Raw genomic sequence first — 15,299 nt, 5'->3', positions numbered from 1 at the left:
CGTAACGTGAGGGTCTATCGTGCTTGCTGGAGGTGAGAAGGATGGGCATGACAGTCGGAGAGGTCGCGCGCGTCGCGGGGATCAGCGTCAGGACGCTGCATCACTATGACGAGATCGGCCTGCTCAGGCCAACGGGGCGCTCCGACGCCGGATACCGGCTCTACGAAAACGACGATCTGGCCCTGCTGCAGCAGATCATGTTCTTCCGTGAGCTCGGCTTCGGGCTTCCCGAGATCGGCCGAATCACGGGCGATCCCGCCTTCGATCGCCTCGATGCGCTGCGCATGCAGCGCCGGATGCTTGAAGGCAAGTCCGCGCAACTCGCGCACATGATCGACGCGGTCGACGCCGCAATCGCAAGCGCGCAGAAGGGAGTCACCATGGCCAAGGAAGACATGTTCGAGGCGTTCGGCGAGTTCGATCCCGCCAAGTATGAGGACGAAGTCCGGGAGCGCTGGGGCGAGACAGACGCGTACAAGGAGTCCGCCAAGCGCACGGCCCGCTACACCAAGGAGGACTGGAAGCGCTTCAAGGACGAATCCGAGGAGATCGGACTATCGATCGCCGCGCTCATGGACGAAGGCGTCGCCTCGGACGACCCACGCGCCATGGACGCCGTCGAGCGCTACCGGCTGCAGATCGATCAGTGGTTCTACCCATGCTCCCACGAGATGCATGTGGGACTGGGCGAGATGTACGTCGCCGACCCGCGCTTCACGGCAGCCTACGAGAAGGTCCACGTCGGCATGGCGCAGTTCGTTTGCGACGCTATCCGAGCGAATGCGGCACGTGCGGCAGACTCCTAGGCGTTGCGGGTCTTCTTGCGGTCCTTCTCGTTCAGCTGCCGCTTGCGGAGCCGGATCGACTTGGGTGTGACCTCGACCAGCTCGTCGTCCTCGATGTACTCGAGCGCTTCTTCGAGCGTGAAGGTTATCGGGGGCGCGAGCTGGATCCCCTTGTCAGCCGCAGCAGCGCGCATGTTCGTGAGCTGCTTCGCCTTGGCGACGTTGACGACGAGGTCGCTGTCCTTGGCATGCTCGCCGACGATCATGCCTTCGTAGCACATGACCCCCGGACCCACGAACATCTTGCCGCGCGTCTGCAGAGCGTCGAGGCCGTAGGCAACGGACTTCTCGGTCGACATCGCGATCATCGAGCCGTTGATGCGCCCGCCGATCTCGCCACGAAACGGCCCGTACTCGCGGAAGTGGTGGAAGAGCGTGGCCTCGCCTCGCGTTGCATTGAGGATGCGGGTCCGTAGACCCATCACGCCACGCGTGGCGATCTTGAACTCCAGGTGCACGCGGGCATCGTGCTGCACCATGTCCGTCATCTCGCCGCCGCGGCTGCCGAAGATCTCGATGACCTTGCCGGCATATTCGCTTGGGACGTCGACAACTGCATGTTCGATCGGCTCGAAGGTCTTGCCGCCCTCTTTCTTGAGAATCACCTGCGGGCGCCCGACCTGGAACTCGTAGCCCTCGCGGCGCATCGTCTCCATGAGAACCGACAGATGGAGCACTCCTCGGCCTGAGACCTCCATGCCGCTGCGGTCCTCTGTCTCGGCGATCCGCATCGAGATGTTGCTTTCGGCCTCGTACAGCAGCCGCTCCTTGAGCTGGCGACCGCCGACGACGGTGCCCTCCTGCCCTACGAGCGGGCTGGTGGAGGCAGAGAACACGACCGACATCGTCGGCTCCTCAACGTGGATCGGGTCGAGGCGTACCGGGTCGATGCGGCAGGTGAACATGTCGCCGATGTCCGCGTCCTCGACGCCGACGACCGCGCAAATGTCACCTGCATGCACGGCCTGGGCTTCGACACGACCCATGCCCTCGAATGTGAGTAGCTGTTTGACGACCGACTGGTAGCGGCTGCCGTCGTTCTTGACGACCAGGATCCTGTCCCCGGACCGCATGGTTCCGGAGAACACGCGCCCAATCCCGATGCGGCCCACAAACGTGCTGTGGTCGATCGTGCAGACTTGCATGGCAACGGGACCGTCAACATCAACGTCGGGCGGGGGAACGGAGTCGATGATTGTGTCGAGCAGAGGAAGCATGTCCGCGCCTCCGTCATCTGGGTCAAGCCGCGCGAAGCCACTGACCGCAGATGTGTACACAACGGGGAAATCGAGCTGGCTGTCGTCCGCGCCCAGCTCGACCATTAGATCGAAGACCGCATCGACGACCTCGTGCGGTCGGGCACCGTCGCGGTCGATCTTGTTCACCACCACGACCGGCTTCAGCCCGTGCTCGAGCGCGTGCTTGAGAACGAAGCGCGTCTGCGGCATTGGACCGTCGAATGCGTCCACGATAAGCAGTGCACCGTCGGCCATCTTCAGCACTCGCTCCACCTCGCCGCCGAAATCGGCGTGCCCGGGAGTGTCGATGACGTTGATCTTGGTGTCCCGATACCGGATCGAGATGTTCTTCGCCAGGATGGTGATGCCGCGCTCGCGCTCCTGGTCGTTGCTGTCCAGCACGCAGTCGGGGACGTCCTGGTTGTCACGAAACACATGGGTAGTCTGCAGCAGCCTGTCGACCAGCGTGGTCTTGCCGTGGTCGACGTGCGCGATGATGGCGATGTTACGAACGTCGTTCTGGCGCATGCGATGTCACTTCCCTGCCGAAGACGCGCGTCCGTGCGGACGCACAAGGCGCTAGGGTAGCACGAACCGGGCCAGCGAAGCTGAAACACGCCGACGTCAGAGCAGAGCAGGCGCTCCGTCGTACTTCACCAGCAGCGGATGTGTCGCGGGAGCAGCGCAACGGCTTCTCCCGCGACACATGGCACCGAGACTACTTGCTCTTCTGCACTGTCAGACGCCCCACGGACTCGAAGGACCCGCTGGGGCGGTTCGAGACGATTCCGTAGATCTTGTTGTTCTTGAGGTACTGCGTGGGTATCCAGATACTTCCAGTCACACCGACTCCCGCCGACGGGACGACCGGAGTAAGCGTGAACCACGGCCACTTCGCCTTCACGTAGGGGACATAAGCGTCACACGTCCAGTCGTTGTCCTGCATCCCGTTCGTGAACATCCAGCCGCCATCGGTCCAAAGCGGCCGCGTTGCATCGGTGACCGCGTCCGACTCGCCGCCCGCGCTCACGTCATCGACGTACCAGCCGAGTCCGTTGACGGCCTCGTCGGTCGCGTAGCGGAAGCGCACGAAGACGTCGCCGGAAAGTCCACCGAGGTCGAACGTCGCTTGCTGCCACCCTCCCGAGTTGCCGGTCAGTCCTCCCGGACCGTCCCAGGCCGAGGAACCGTAGATGTTCGTGGCTCCGCCCGCCGGAAGCGCGCTGATCTGCGCGAGCTTGGCCCAGTTCGTGCCGTCAGCAGACCCCTCGATGTAGCCGTAGTCCCAATCCTGTTCGATGTCGTACCACGTCCAGAAGGAGAGCTGTGAACCCGGGGCGACATCGGTGAACTCGCGAGAGAGACCCCTCTGCAGGTTGTTCCCAAGCCCCGCATACCACTCGGAAGGCGCGGAATGCGGAGTGACTCCGTCTGTGGCGCTGCCCGTGAACGCCATTGTGACACCCGGCTCTGCGCCACCGAAGGTGCGGTAGTACGCACCCCAGGACTCAACGCCTGTCCGGCGACGCACATTCTTGCGAGTCGGCGGCATGTTGCCGTTGACGTTGGACTGGTAGAACGCGATCCCGTCATCGATCGTGTAGTAGTCCGAGTCCGCTCCCCCTAGCGCCAGGTTGCGGTAGTTCCACTGCGACTGGCCGACTTTCCCGTCCAGCAGGTTCGCGAGCGTGTAGTCGCGATGAAGCTGCTCCACCTCGGGCATTCCGCCCACGAGCTCGCCGATGCTCGCCAGCCCGTTGGTCTGGTTGTGGATGAGATTCCAGATGAACGCGTCGCCGGAGTCGGCGAACTTGTCGTCGGTCTCGTCGAACATGTTGGCCTCGTAGCCGGGAGCGACGCGACCCGCGAGCGGCGCACCGAGCGCCCCACCGCCGGCGTGCTCCCAGAGGTAGTCCTGCCACAAGACCGCATTCCCGTAGTCGTAGAGCTCCCCGTCCCAGTCCGTGAGGGAGTCCCTGTGGTAGTAGAGATACTCGCCGATGTGTCCGCCTGTGGCCTGGGTCCCGTAGAGGAACTGCTCGGCCATGTCTGCCATGCCCTCATCGAGGAACGAGTCTTCGTTTCCGTCCACATCGTTGTGGATCAAGTGCTCGAACTCGTGCGCGAGCGTCCCTTCATATAGATAGGGCCGCGCTGAGTCCGAACCGGTTCGGTCCGCCCAGTTGAAGCTGTCCACGAACACCGCGTTGATGCCCAGATCATCGTTGAGCCCGCCCCAGAAGTAGCCGGCGACGTAGAACCGGTAGCTCGTCCAATACGCGTCATCGCGGATGTTGTAGACCATGATCGCGGCCCGCGAGCCGTCCATGCCCGGCCCGGAAGCCCGTGGCATGTAGTTGCCGAAGTGAAAGACGTCCGACTCCCAGATTCGAGCATCGAACTCGTCTGCCATGTACTGGATCTGATCCGGTGTGATCGTCTGGTCCTGCTGGCTCGAGGTCGCGGGGGCCTCAAGATCGGCCCACCCGACGTACACGTCCGAATGCGTCGTGCCAGACGATTCTTTCCAGAACGGCACACTGTGGGGACCTGCGTGATCCGCGGACCAGTCAAACAGCTCAAGAACAAGATCAGGGTCGCCGTGTTCGGCAAGGATATCCGCTGGGATGTCGAGCGCAGCCAGGTCGGCAATCGTCGGCTCCTGCGACGGCGGGTCGAAGTGTTTGAGTTGCGCCGAGATATCGTACGGGATGTTGTCCGTCGTGCGGTTCGCCGCGCCGGACGCCGATGCGCCCGGAAATGCGACGAGCGCGCACAGAACCGTCGCGACAAGCGCGGCACTCGCGATGCGCTTCATTGTGCCCCTCCTTGGCCCCTGCCCCGCAGATGAACCCTCGCAAGCCTGCCGGAGCGTACAACACGTATGTTGGAGTTTGTTCCTCCAGAAGGGGTTCTTGACACAGCATGCAGAAGCGCCCCGCGACTCGCGTCGTGGGGTGCCCCGATGATGCGTGGTTGTCGGCTACCTGGCGCTGCGAAGTGCAGCGAGAACGCGCTGGAACTCCTCGGCGTCGATCTCTCCCCGGGCAAGACGCTCGCGAGCGATGGTCTCGGCAGGGTCGGCCACCATTGACGCGGTCACAGGCGGTGGAACCGGGGTTCCCGCATACGTCGGGTGCTGCGCGACAACAACCTGCGAGCGGCTCTGCGCGACAACCAGCCAGATGATCAAACCTACGATCACGAGCAATCCGAATCCCATGAAGACCAGACCTCCTACGCCAAACAAGTCTCCTCGGAACATGTGTTCCGGGACTGCGTTTCCGTATTGATACATCATCTCAAGTACCTCCTGATTCCGGCCTGAGCCGGTATCGCGTTCGATGGCCCATGCTATGCGATACACGTGCCAGGACCGCCCACTTCACAGGAAACACATGCGTCGCTCACACCATACGCAACCTGCGAAGACGTCGGATTCGGGAAGGCAGCGGATCCGCCACGAGCCGGGATTGGCACCGATATCGCTTCCCTGTCCCCGGCCGCCGCCCGGAGATGTGCCCTGAGATGGGCCTCAGAGTCCCGGGGGGACCGGCACGCCGCGCGACCGATCTGCCAATGCAGACGCGCAACGTGGCGTACGTTCGCCAAGGACAAGGACAGCTCGTGACCACCACCGACCGTCCCACTCGCGCGTGGCTCCGCCGCGCAACCACGCTGGTTCTCGCCGGCATGGCCCTATCGCTGGCGCTCACCGTGTCTCCCCCGAGCGCATCAGCCATCACCCGTAGCAAGGTCGTTTCCCGAGCCAAGGTCTGGGTGAAGAAGAACGTCCAGTATAGTCAGCGTGGCTACTACCGTGGCTATCGCAGGGACTGCTCCGGGTTCGTGTCGATGGCCTGGAAGCTCGACAAGTCCTACACCACGCGCACCATCCACACTCGCGGCAAGCGCATCTCCACGAAGAGGCTCAAGCCGGGCGATGCCGTCCTCACCCCGGGCCACGTCGTGATCTTCGAGAAGTGGAAGAACAAAAAGAAGGGCACCTTCTACGCCCTGCACGAGATGAACGCGCGCCGGGACGCCGAGCGCTCGGTCCGCAAGATCACCAAGAGCAGCAAGGCCTATCGCCGCAAGGGCATCAAGAACTCGCCCCGGGTGAGGCGCTAGCCGGACTGCGCCCCATGAACCGCGTCGGCCAGTTCGGAGACGAACTGCCCGACCGCGGCCGGGTCTCCTTGGCGCCGGACGATCGCCGATCCCACGACGACTCCATCGGCGAGGGCCGCGACACCCGCGGCTTGCTGCGGCGTGCCTACTCCGAACCCGACCGCCAGCGGCAGCTGTGTGTGCTCGCGCACGCGTGCAACGAACCCCGCCAGCTCCGGCGGCAGCTCCGACCGCTCGCCCGTGACGCCGGTCGTGGACACGCAGTACACGAAGCCGCTCGACCGCTGCCCGACCAGCGCGAGGCGCTCGTAGGTCGAGGTGGGAGCGACGAGGAACACCGTGTCTAGCCCACCGGACACAGACAGCCAGTCCCCGGCAACGTCGGGCGGCATGTCAGGCACTATGAAGCCCGCGACCCCCGCGTCGCGCGCGAGCTGCGCAGTGCGCTCGAGTCCGAGGCGGAGCATCGGGTTGTAGTAGGTCATGAGCGCGAGCGGGGGTGTCTCCTCCGGGCACGGAGCCCTTCGCTCACGGTCCTCGGCGGGGGCCACAAGTAACTCAGCGTCTTCGACGCCTGCGGAGTGTTCGCTTCGGGCTCCGTGCCCGAGGAACTCCGCAGCGAGTGCGATGGCCTCGCGCAGGCCGAAGCCACCTTCCACTCTGCGAGCGACGTTCGCCGCCCGAACGATGACGGGGCCGTCCGCGAGTGCGTCGCCATACGGCACACCAAGCTCGATGACGTCGGCCCCAGCCGCAGCCGCTGCCCTCAGCGACTCGAGCGACGTCGCCCGATCCGGATACCCGCCCATGAGATAGGTGACAAGGGCTGGTCTACCCTTCCTGAATGCTTCGGTGAGCATCGCCGCAGACGATTCCGGCATCTGAAGCGAAGACTCCGCAGCCGCGTCTACCGGCTGCGCCGGGAGCCGCGGCGAGGACCCTGAGCGCAAGATGCCGGAATCGTCTCCCACGTAGCTACTCACCGAGTCCCGCCTCTCGAACGATGTCGACATCCTTGTCTCCTCGGCCGCTCACGGTCACGACCACCACTGCGTCGGGGCCGAGTTCTTCGGCCAGCAGAGGCAGCAGCGCCAGCGCATGGCTCGACTCGATCGCCGGGATGATGCCTTCGGTGCGGCACAGGAGCTCGAAGGCCGTGAGTGCTTGCTCGTCCGTGACGGGCTCATAGCGAACGAGGCCCTCGTCGTGCAGGTACGCGTGCTCCGGGCCGATGCCCGGGTAGTCGAGGCCCGCGGAGATCGAATACGCCTCGAGCGGGTTCCCGGCCTCGTCCTGGAGCAGGTACGAGTAGAAGCCGTGCATCACACCGGGGTCTCCCAACGCGAGCGAAGCACCGGTGAGCAAGGTGTCGATACCCTTGCCTGCGGCTTCGGCGCCGAGCAGCAGCGGGCGCTCCTCTGCCGGAAGTGCGCGCAGGAACGGGTAGAAGGTGCCGATGGCGTTGCTGCCGCCGCCGACGCACGCGACGACCGCGTCGACCCGTCCGACGCCCTTCTCGGCGAGCTGAGTCAACGTCTCCTCGCCGATGATCTTCTGGAACTCGCGCACGATCGTGGGATACGGGTGCGGCCCGAGCGCCGATCCGAGCACGTAGAACGTGTCCCGTACGCGCTCGACCCAGTGACGCATCGCGGCGGTCACGGCATCGGCGAGCGTGCCGGACCCGTCGTCGACGGGCACGACCTCGGCACCGAGAAGCTTCATCTTGTAGACGTTGAGCGACTGCCTGCGAATGTCCTCGGTACCCATGAAGACGGCGCATTCCATGCCAAGGAGCGCCGCCGCAGTCGCGGTGGCGACCCCATGCTGGCCCGCGCCGGTCTCGGCGATGACGCGCTTCTTGCCCATGCGCCGCGCCAGCAGACACTGGCCGAGGGTGTTGTTGATCTTGTGCGCGCCTGTGTGGTTGAGGTCCTCGCGCTTGAGGTAAACCGCGCCGAGTCCGCTCGCCTCGGCAAGCCGCGTCGCGCGATAGAGCGGCGAAGGACGACCGACGTAGTCGCGGAGCAGCGTCGCGAGTTCCTCGGCGAAGGTGGGGTCGCTCTGAGCGTCCCGAAACGCCGCTTCGAGCTCAGCCAGCGCAGGCACGATGGTCTCGGGCACGAACGCTCCGCCGTAGGGACCAAAGTAGCCGCGCTCGTCAGCGCCGGAGTACTGCTCGCTCACCGTCTCACCTCCGCGTCCGCCGCACGAACCGCCGCGACGAATGCCTGCATGAGCAGACGGTCTTTGGCGCGTGGGCGTTCCTCAACACCGGACGACACGTCGACGGCGTAGGGACAGAGCGTCGCGATGGCCTCACCGACGTTGCCGGGCGTGAGTCCGCCCGCGAGAACGAACGGAGCCCAACCGGGAAGACTGGTGATTCCTTGCCAGCAAAACGTCTTGCCAGTACCGCCGCTCTTCGCAAGTTCGTATGTGTCGAGTAGCACGGCGGCCACGCTGCCCCGGTAGGGCTCCACCACACTACTATCAAATCCCGTGCCGACTTTAAGAACCTTAATGACCGGAGCCGGCGCCGCGGCGCACTGCTCGGGACTCTCGTCGCCGTGAAACTGCACCGCGTGCAGGCCAAGCCGCCTCACGGCGGCCTCCACGTAGTCGGCTGGTGCGTCGACAAAGACGCCAACGCGCGCGACGAACGGCGGCACGGCGGCGAGGATCTCCTCAGCTTCGCTCACAGAAACCTGCCGAGGAGACTCGGCCAGCAAGACGCCGACCGCATCCGCACCGGCGCGTACCGCCCCGGCAGCGTCTGCGGCCGATGTCAGGCCGCATATCTTGACTCGTGTTCTCCTCATGTGTGGGAAGCGGGGACCCCGAAGGGCCCCCGCCGTCATTCCTTCCTCGAAGAGCTACTCAGGTTCGCACAACGTCGAACCGGCGGCGAAGTCGTAATCGACGAGCTCGCCGGCGTTGTATGCCTCGTACGCCGACAGGTCGAAGTGGCCGTGACCGGAGAGGTTGAAGAGCACCGTCTTGTCCTCGCCCGCCGCCTGGGCAGCCTTGGCTTCGTTAATGGCGGCAAGGATCGCGTGGGCCGACTCCGGTGCGGGCAGGATACCCTCGGCGCGCGCGAACTGGACGGCGGCATCGAAGCACTTGGTCTGGTCAACGGCGACGGCCTCTACTTCGCCTTCGTGGACAAGCTGCGAGACGAGCGGCGAGTCGCCGTGATAGCGAAGGCCACCGGCATGGATACCGGCCGGGACGAAATCATGTCCGAGCGTGTACATCAGCATCTGCGGGGTCATGCCGGCCTCGTCCCCCAGGTCGTATCGGTACTCACCGGCGGTGAGTGTCGGACACGCCTTGGGCTCGACCGCGAGCAGGCGTGCGTTGCTCTTGCCCTCAAGCTTGCGGTGGTAGTACGGGAATGCGATTCCGGCGAAGTTGCTACCGCCACCGACGCACCCGATGACGACATCGGGCTCCTCTTCGGCAAGTGCCATCTGCTCGATAGCCTCCTGGCCGATGATCGTCTGGTGCAGACATACGTGGTTCAGCACCGAGCCGAGCGAGTAGTGCGTGTCGGGATTCTTCGCTGCGACCTCGACGGCCTCGGAGATCGCGATACCGAGCGAACCGGTCGAGTCCGGATCCATCGACAGCACGTGGCGACCGGCGTCGGTGAGGTTGGTCGGCGAGGAGTGAACGGTCGCGCCGTAGGTCTCCATGAGGATGCGGCGGTAGGGCTTCTGCTCGTAGCTGACCTTGACCATGAAGACCTCGACGTCGATGCCGTAGAGCGCGCCGGCGATAGACAGCGCGCTGCCCCACTGGCCCGCACCCGTCTCGGTCGAGATCTTGGTGATGCCTTCCTGCTTGTTGTAATACGCCTGCGGGATGGCTGTGTTGGGCTTGTGAGAGCCGGCGGGGCTCACGCCCTCGTACTTGTAGAAGATCTTGACGCCTGCGGGCAGGCCGAGGTCCTTCTCGAGCTGACGGGCGCGCAGCATCGGCGACGGACGATACGTCTTGTACACGTCGATGACCGCACCCGGGATGTCGATCCAGCGGTCCGGGGACATCTCCTGCTTGAGGCACTCCATCGGGAACAGCGAAGCCATGACCTCGCCGATCTGGTCCGGTCCGAGCTCCGTGCCGTCAGGCGTGACCACCTTCGGCGGCGCCGGTGGGTTCTTGAGATCGGGGATGATATTGTACCAGGCCTCGGGAATCCTGGTCTCATCAAGCCCGAACCTCGTCTTGTCGCTTCCCATCTCGTCCTCCATATCCCCGGGGCACATACCCCGAAATCCTGCAGCCCGCCCTGTGGCGAAACCGCGTCTACCCTGCTATAGCTCGGGACGCCGATCTCGCGACCCCCGTTAGTTCTTCCAGCACCTCCTCGGGAAATGGGCTGCGCATGAGCGTCTCGCCCACGAGAACGGCGTCCGCGCCCGCACGTGCCGCCGCCTCCACGTCCGCGCGGTCCTTGACCCCGCTCGCTGCGACCAGCGTCAGGTCGAAGCGCTGGGCGGCCTCAAGCACGCCGCAGGCCCGTTCCGGATCGACCTCAAGCGTGCGCAGGTCGCGGCTGTTGACGGCGACGACCCCGGACCGCACGCCGAGTGCGATCGTGAGCTCCTCGCTCGTCGCGATCTCGACCACCGGCGTGAGCCCGAGCGTTTCCGCGATGTCCGCGTAGTCGCGCGTCATGTGGCCGAGAACGCTGACCATGAGCAGAACGGCATCGGCGCCGTGGCCGCGAGCGACGAACAGCTGAACGGGATCGACGATGAAGTCCTTGCAGAGCACGGGCAGGTCCACGGCATCAGCGACATCCGAGAGGTCCGCGAACGACCCGCCGAAGCTCTCCGGTTCGGTGAGCACGCTGACCGCTGCCGCACCGCCGCGCTGGTAGTGAAGTGCTTGCTTGGACGCCTCGCAGTCCGGCGCGATGGGCCCAGCGCTCGGGGAGGCCTTCTTGATCTCGGCGATGACGGCGATGTCGGCGCGGTCGCGCAGTGCCGCCGCGAAGTCGCGCACCGGGCGGGCGCAGCACACAAGCCGCTCGCGGTCGGCCGGAGAAAGGTCGCCGTACTCAGCTTGGATGCGATCGCGCCGCCGCGCCATCATGACCTCGAGAAAGTCGCTCACACGCTCACCTCCCCGGCTGCGGCTGCACGCTCGCGTGCCTCGGCACCGAGCCGCATCGAGACCGACACGAGCGATTCGAGCACCGAAAGCGCCTTGCCGGTGTCGATCGCCTCACGTGCGCGGACAACACCTTCGGCCAGATCAGGGACCTCGCCCGCAGCCAGCAGCGCGGCGGCGGCGTTCATGAGCACGACATCGCGCCGGGGACCGTGCTCGCCTTCGAGAACTGCGCGCACGAGGCGGGCGTTCTCCTCGGCGTTGCCACCGGCGATATCGGCAAGCGTGCCGCGTGCGATGCCGACTTCGTCCGGCGAGATCTCGTAGGTCACGACCCCGCCGCGTTCCGCGTCGAACTCGGAGATCGTGGTCGGCCCGCTGGCAGATACCTCATCCATGCCCGGATGACCGTGGACGACGAGCACCCGCTCGGCACCGAGCCGACCGGCGACCTCTGCCATCACGGGAGCGAGCCGAGCATCATACACGCCAAGGAGCTGCCGCTTCGCACCTGCGGGGTTCGTAAGCGGGCCAAGGACGTTGAACACCGTCCGGATGCCGATCTCGCGACGCGGACCCGCTGCATGTCGCATGCTCGCGTGAAGCGCCTGCGCGAAGAGGAAGCCCACCCCGCACTCATCGATGCAGCGCGCCATGTCTCCCGGGCCGAGCGTGACGTCCACGCCGAGCGCCTCGAGTACATCGGCGCTTCCGGTGCTGGAAGAGACGGCACGGTTGCCGTGCTTCGCAACCGGTACGCCCGCACCGGCGACCACGAACGCGGTCGTCGTGGATATGTTGAACGTGTGCAGGCCGTCGCCACCGGTACCACAGGTGTCGATGTAGCGAGTAGCCATCGGTCGCACTGGCGTTGCGCGCTCGCGCATCGCACGAGCGAACCCGACAATCTCGTCAACCGTTTCGCCCTTCATGCGCATCCCGACAACGAGCGCACTAATCTGCGCGGGCGTGGCGTCGCCATCCATCACAATCCCCATGACGAGTTCAGCTTCGTGCTCGGCGAGCGGTTGACCAGCAGTGACCCGTGCGATCGCGCCGCCGATCGAGGTGACCTCGGCAGATGCCGCCGATGCGCGGGCGGAGCCGCCTGCCGCCGATACGGTCGCCGCAGCACCACTCGGGCTCTTGCCCGCCTGCGGGACCTCGCCGCACGTGTCGAGGAAGTTCGCGAGTAGCTTCGTGCCCTCGGGAGTGAGCACGCTTTCGGGATGGAACTGCACGCCAAAGATCGGCAGCTCCCGATGGCGAAGCGCCATCACGACGCCGTCGACAGTGGTGGCCTGCGTCTCCAGGACATCGGGCACAGTGTCGGCGGCAACACACAGCGAGTGATAGCGAGTCGCGGTAAACGGACTCGGGATGCCGGCGAAGAGCGCCTCGCCGTCGTGAAGGATCTCATCGGTCTTGCCGTGCACCGGCTTTGGCGCCCGGCAGATCGTGCCGCCAAAGACCTCTGCGATGCACTGATGCCCAAGACACACGCCAAGGAGCGGCACCTGCGCTTCCGCCGCCGCCCGGACGACGTCGCGCGAGATGCCTGCGTCGTCAGGCGTTCCCGGTCCCGGCGAGATCACGATACCGGCCGGCGAGAGCGCAAGCGCATCCTCGGCGGTCAGCGCGTCGTGTCGCTCGACGCGGACTTCGGCGCCGAGCGCTGCGAGAAGCTGCACCAGGTTGTAGGTGAAGCTGTCGTAGTTGTCGATGACGAGAATCACGAGCGCACCCCGCTTCCGGACGCCGAGGAGGGGCTCCTCCGGTCGCTGGCTTCGCCGCTACGCGGCTGCAGAGGCTCCCTCCGGAGCCCCTCCTCGCCGGATGCATACTGCACGCCACCAGAGGCGCTTCGGCCCACCCCGATGCGCCCGCCGGACGCCGGCTGATCCTCACTGTGCATCCCGGCTGCAAGTTCAAGAGCTTTGTGCAGCGCACGGGCCTTGTGCAGGCACTCCTCGTACTCACTCTCGGGGTCGGAGTCGGCGACGATGCCGGCGCCGGACTGCAGGTACGCGCGACCGCCCGCGAGCACGAACGTGCGGATCGTGATGCACATGTCCATCGCACCATCGAGGCCGAAGTAGCCGACCGTGCCCGCGTATGGACCGCGCTCGGCAGGCTCGAGGTCGCGGATGATCTCCATCGCGCGGATCTTCGGTGCACCGGAGACCGTACCCGCAGGGAATGTCGCCTCGAGGGCGTCGACGGAGTCTTTGTCCTTGGCGAGCGTGCCCGTCACGTTACTCACGATGTGCATGACGTGGCTGTAGTACTCGACCTCCATGAGCTCGTCGACCTTCACCGTGCCCGGCACGCTCACGCGGCCGAGGTCGTTGCGACCCAGGTCGACCAGCATGACGTGCTCGGCGCGCTCCTTCTCGTCGGAGAGGAGGTCGGCGCGCAGCCGCCCGTCCTCGGCAAGGTCGGCGCCGCGCGGGCGCGTTCCGGCAAGCGGGCGCGTGAGCACCTCGTCGCCTTCGACACGCACGAGCGGCTCGGGACTCGAGCCCACAAGCGTCACGTCGCGGGTGCGCAGGTAGAACATGTAGGGGCTTGGATTCACCGCGCGCAGGACGCGGTAGAGGTCGAGGCCGTCGTCCGCGTACGGCGCCGAGAAACGCTGCGAAAGCACGACCTGGAAAATGTCGCCCGCGGCGATGTGCTCCTTGGCGGTGCGGACCTGCTCGAGAAACTCGTCGTGCGAGGTGTGCGCCTCGAGCGGGACCTCGGCCGTCACGCCAACGGAGCCGAGTTCGGCGCCACGCGGACCCTCGTCGATCTTGCGGAGGAACGCGTCTATGCGCCCGAGCGCCCGGTCGTAGGCAGCCTCCGGCGCGCCGCCTGGCCGCACCGGCGCGATGACCTGCAGCACGCGGCGCGCGTGGTCGAACGCGACCACGATGTCCGCGAGCATGAACACCATATCCGGAACGTCGATCTCGCGGACATCGTGCCGGGGCACGCGCTCGAAGCCGCTTGCGGCCTCGTAGCCCACGTAGCCGACCGCCCCGCCGACGAACAGCGGCAGCCCCGGCACGCGCGCCACGCGGCCTGCGGCCAGGCGGCGCGACACGACCCGCAGCGGGTCGTCGGCCCGCTCGCCCGTGACGCCGCCGTTCTCGACGACGACCTCGTTGCCACGCGCGGTGATGACCTCGCGGTCTCCGACGCCCAGGAAGCTGTAGCGCCCGAGGCGCTCGCCTCCGACGACGCTTTCCAGCAGGAACGCGTGCTCGGCGCCCTCGGCCAGCGCCATGAACGCGCTGATCGGCGTGGTGAGATCGGCGTAGACCTCGCGTGCGACTGGGACCACATCGTGGTCTGCGGCCAGCCGTACGAACTCGTCCTTGCCCGGCAGAATCAATGCCCTCGCTCCTTCTCGGCACATACCTCGAGAATGAGGGCCCGGAAGACACAAAACCCCTCATCCTCAAGGGACGAGAGGTAATCTCGCGGTGCCACCCTTGTTGACTCACCAGATGCGGCGAGCCCACTTGTCCTGACGGTACGTGGTCCGTGTCGCCTCGCGCGACTCGTTCCGAATACCCGGCCCCTTGTATCGGTGGGGGTTCCGCCAGGACTAGTCGGCGCAATGCCTTTGCCCTGGTGCCTCGGGGGCCCATTCCCTACCGGACGCTCACGCCGGGTTTCCACCATCCCCGACTCTCTATGCTTGCGCGTACCGGGGTACTACTCCCCGTCAACGGCTCATATCCGATTGCAGGTTACTCTACACGCCGAAGAGGGACGGTGCAACTCGCAGGCCAATCGCAGGCCCTGAATTGACAAAGTCAGTGCAAAGCCTCTTGCACTTAGGAAGCGTCAAACAACAAGTAGGAGATTGGCTGGTGATGTCGAAGTAAGATCGTATGATCAACGAGCATGCGATCGGAGAGCGCTATCGGGCGCTCGCGGGAGAGTTCGATGAGAGACGTCGACGCCTGTGGGC

The 15,299-nt window shown here is 65.6% G+C and carries 12 protein-coding genes; 2 read left to right on the top strand and 10 right to left on the bottom strand.

Annotation, left to right across the window (positions count from 1 at the left end; all coding sequences use genetic code 11):
• Positions 1-41 precede the first annotated feature (41 nt).
• Entirely contained in the window at positions 42-806 is a 765-nt protein-coding gene (locus tag Q8K99_03700; protein MDP2181654.1) for a MerR family transcriptional regulator, read from the top strand.
• On the opposite strand, the gene typA is transcribed toward Q8K99_03700, so the two are convergent.
• The 3 genes from typA to Q8K99_03685 all read right to left on the bottom strand — a co-directional run bounded on the left by typA (position 803) and on the right by Q8K99_03685 (position 5,384).
• Positions 803-2,611, bottom strand: coding sequence for a translational GTPase TypA (typA, locus tag Q8K99_03695; GenBank protein ID MDP2181653.1), 1,809 nt, complete (start codon positions 2,609-2,611; stop codon positions 803-805). The two genes, Q8K99_03700 and typA, sit on opposite strands and share 4 nt — an antisense overlap.
• Positions 2,612-2,801: 190 nt before the next feature.
• Entirely contained in the window at positions 2,802-4,901 is a 2,100-nt protein-coding gene (locus Q8K99_03690) for an immune inhibitor A (protein MDP2181652.1), read from the bottom strand.
• Between the two features lie 165 nt (positions 4,902-5,066).
• Positions 5,067-5,384 carry a hypothetical protein gene (locus Q8K99_03685; protein MDP2181651.1) on the bottom strand — a complete coding sequence of 106 codons (318 nt, stop codon included), beginning with the start codon at positions 5,382-5,384 and terminating at the stop codon, positions 5,067-5,069.
• Between the two features lie 227 nt (positions 5,385-5,611).
• On the opposite strand from Q8K99_03685, the gene Q8K99_03680 reads away from it, so the two are divergent.
• The gene (locus tag Q8K99_03680; protein MDP2181650.1) at positions 5,612-6,214 is read left to right on the top strand and encodes a hypothetical protein; all 603 of its coding nucleotides are present in this window, start codon (positions 5,612-5,614) and stop codon (positions 6,212-6,214) included.
• Here Q8K99_03680 and trpA read toward each other — a convergent pair.
• The 7 genes from trpA to trpE all read right to left on the bottom strand — a co-directional run bounded on the left by trpA (position 6,211) and on the right by trpE (position 14,714).
• Positions 6,211-7,227 (bottom strand): tryptophan synthase subunit alpha, encoded by a 1,017-nt coding sequence (gene trpA / locus Q8K99_03675; GenBank protein MDP2181649.1) that lies wholly within the window; start codon positions 7,225-7,227, stop codon positions 6,211-6,213. The two genes, Q8K99_03680 and trpA, sit on opposite strands and share 4 nt — an antisense overlap.
• Positions 7,190-8,401, bottom strand: coding sequence for a tryptophan synthase subunit beta (gene trpB / locus Q8K99_03670; protein ID MDP2181648.1), 1,212 nt, complete (start codon positions 8,399-8,401; stop codon positions 7,190-7,192). Before trpB ends, trpA begins: the two co-directional genes overlap by 38 nt.
• The gene (locus Q8K99_03665; GenBank protein ID MDP2181647.1) at positions 8,398-9,036 is read right to left on the bottom strand and encodes a phosphoribosylanthranilate isomerase; all 639 of its coding nucleotides are present in this window, start codon (positions 9,034-9,036) and stop codon (positions 8,398-8,400) included. The genes trpB and Q8K99_03665 overlap by 4 nt, the downstream gene beginning before the upstream one ends.
• Before the next feature lie 54 nt (positions 9,037-9,090).
• Positions 9,091-10,458, bottom strand: coding sequence for a TrpB-like pyridoxal phosphate-dependent enzyme (locus Q8K99_03660; GenBank protein MDP2181646.1), 1,368 nt, complete (start codon positions 10,456-10,458; stop codon positions 9,091-9,093).
• Between the two features lie 67 nt (positions 10,459-10,525).
• On the bottom strand, positions 10,526-11,338 hold the full coding sequence (locus Q8K99_03655) for an indole-3-glycerol phosphate synthase TrpC (protein ID MDP2181645.1): 813 nt from the start codon (positions 11,336-11,338) through the stop codon (positions 10,526-10,528).
• On the bottom strand, positions 11,335-13,071 hold the full coding sequence (gene trpD / locus Q8K99_03650) for an anthranilate phosphoribosyltransferase (protein ID MDP2181644.1): 1,737 nt from the start codon (positions 13,069-13,071) through the stop codon (positions 11,335-11,337). The genes Q8K99_03655 and trpD overlap by 4 nt, the downstream gene beginning before the upstream one ends.
• Positions 13,068-14,714, bottom strand: a complete 1,647-nt coding sequence (gene trpE, locus Q8K99_03645) for an anthranilate synthase component I (GenBank protein ID MDP2181643.1) — start codon at positions 14,712-14,714, stop codon at positions 13,068-13,070. Before trpE ends, trpD begins: the two co-directional genes overlap by 4 nt.
• Positions 14,715-15,299: the final 585 nt, after the last annotated feature.

Source organism: Actinomycetota bacterium, from assembly GCA_030682655.1.
In the GTDB taxonomy this organism is placed as follows: Bacteria; Actinomycetota; Coriobacteriia; order Anaerosomatales; family JAUXNU01; genus JAUXNU01.
Note: the sequence above shows the minus strand (reverse complement) of the source record. Positions and strands in the feature narration are given on the sequence as shown.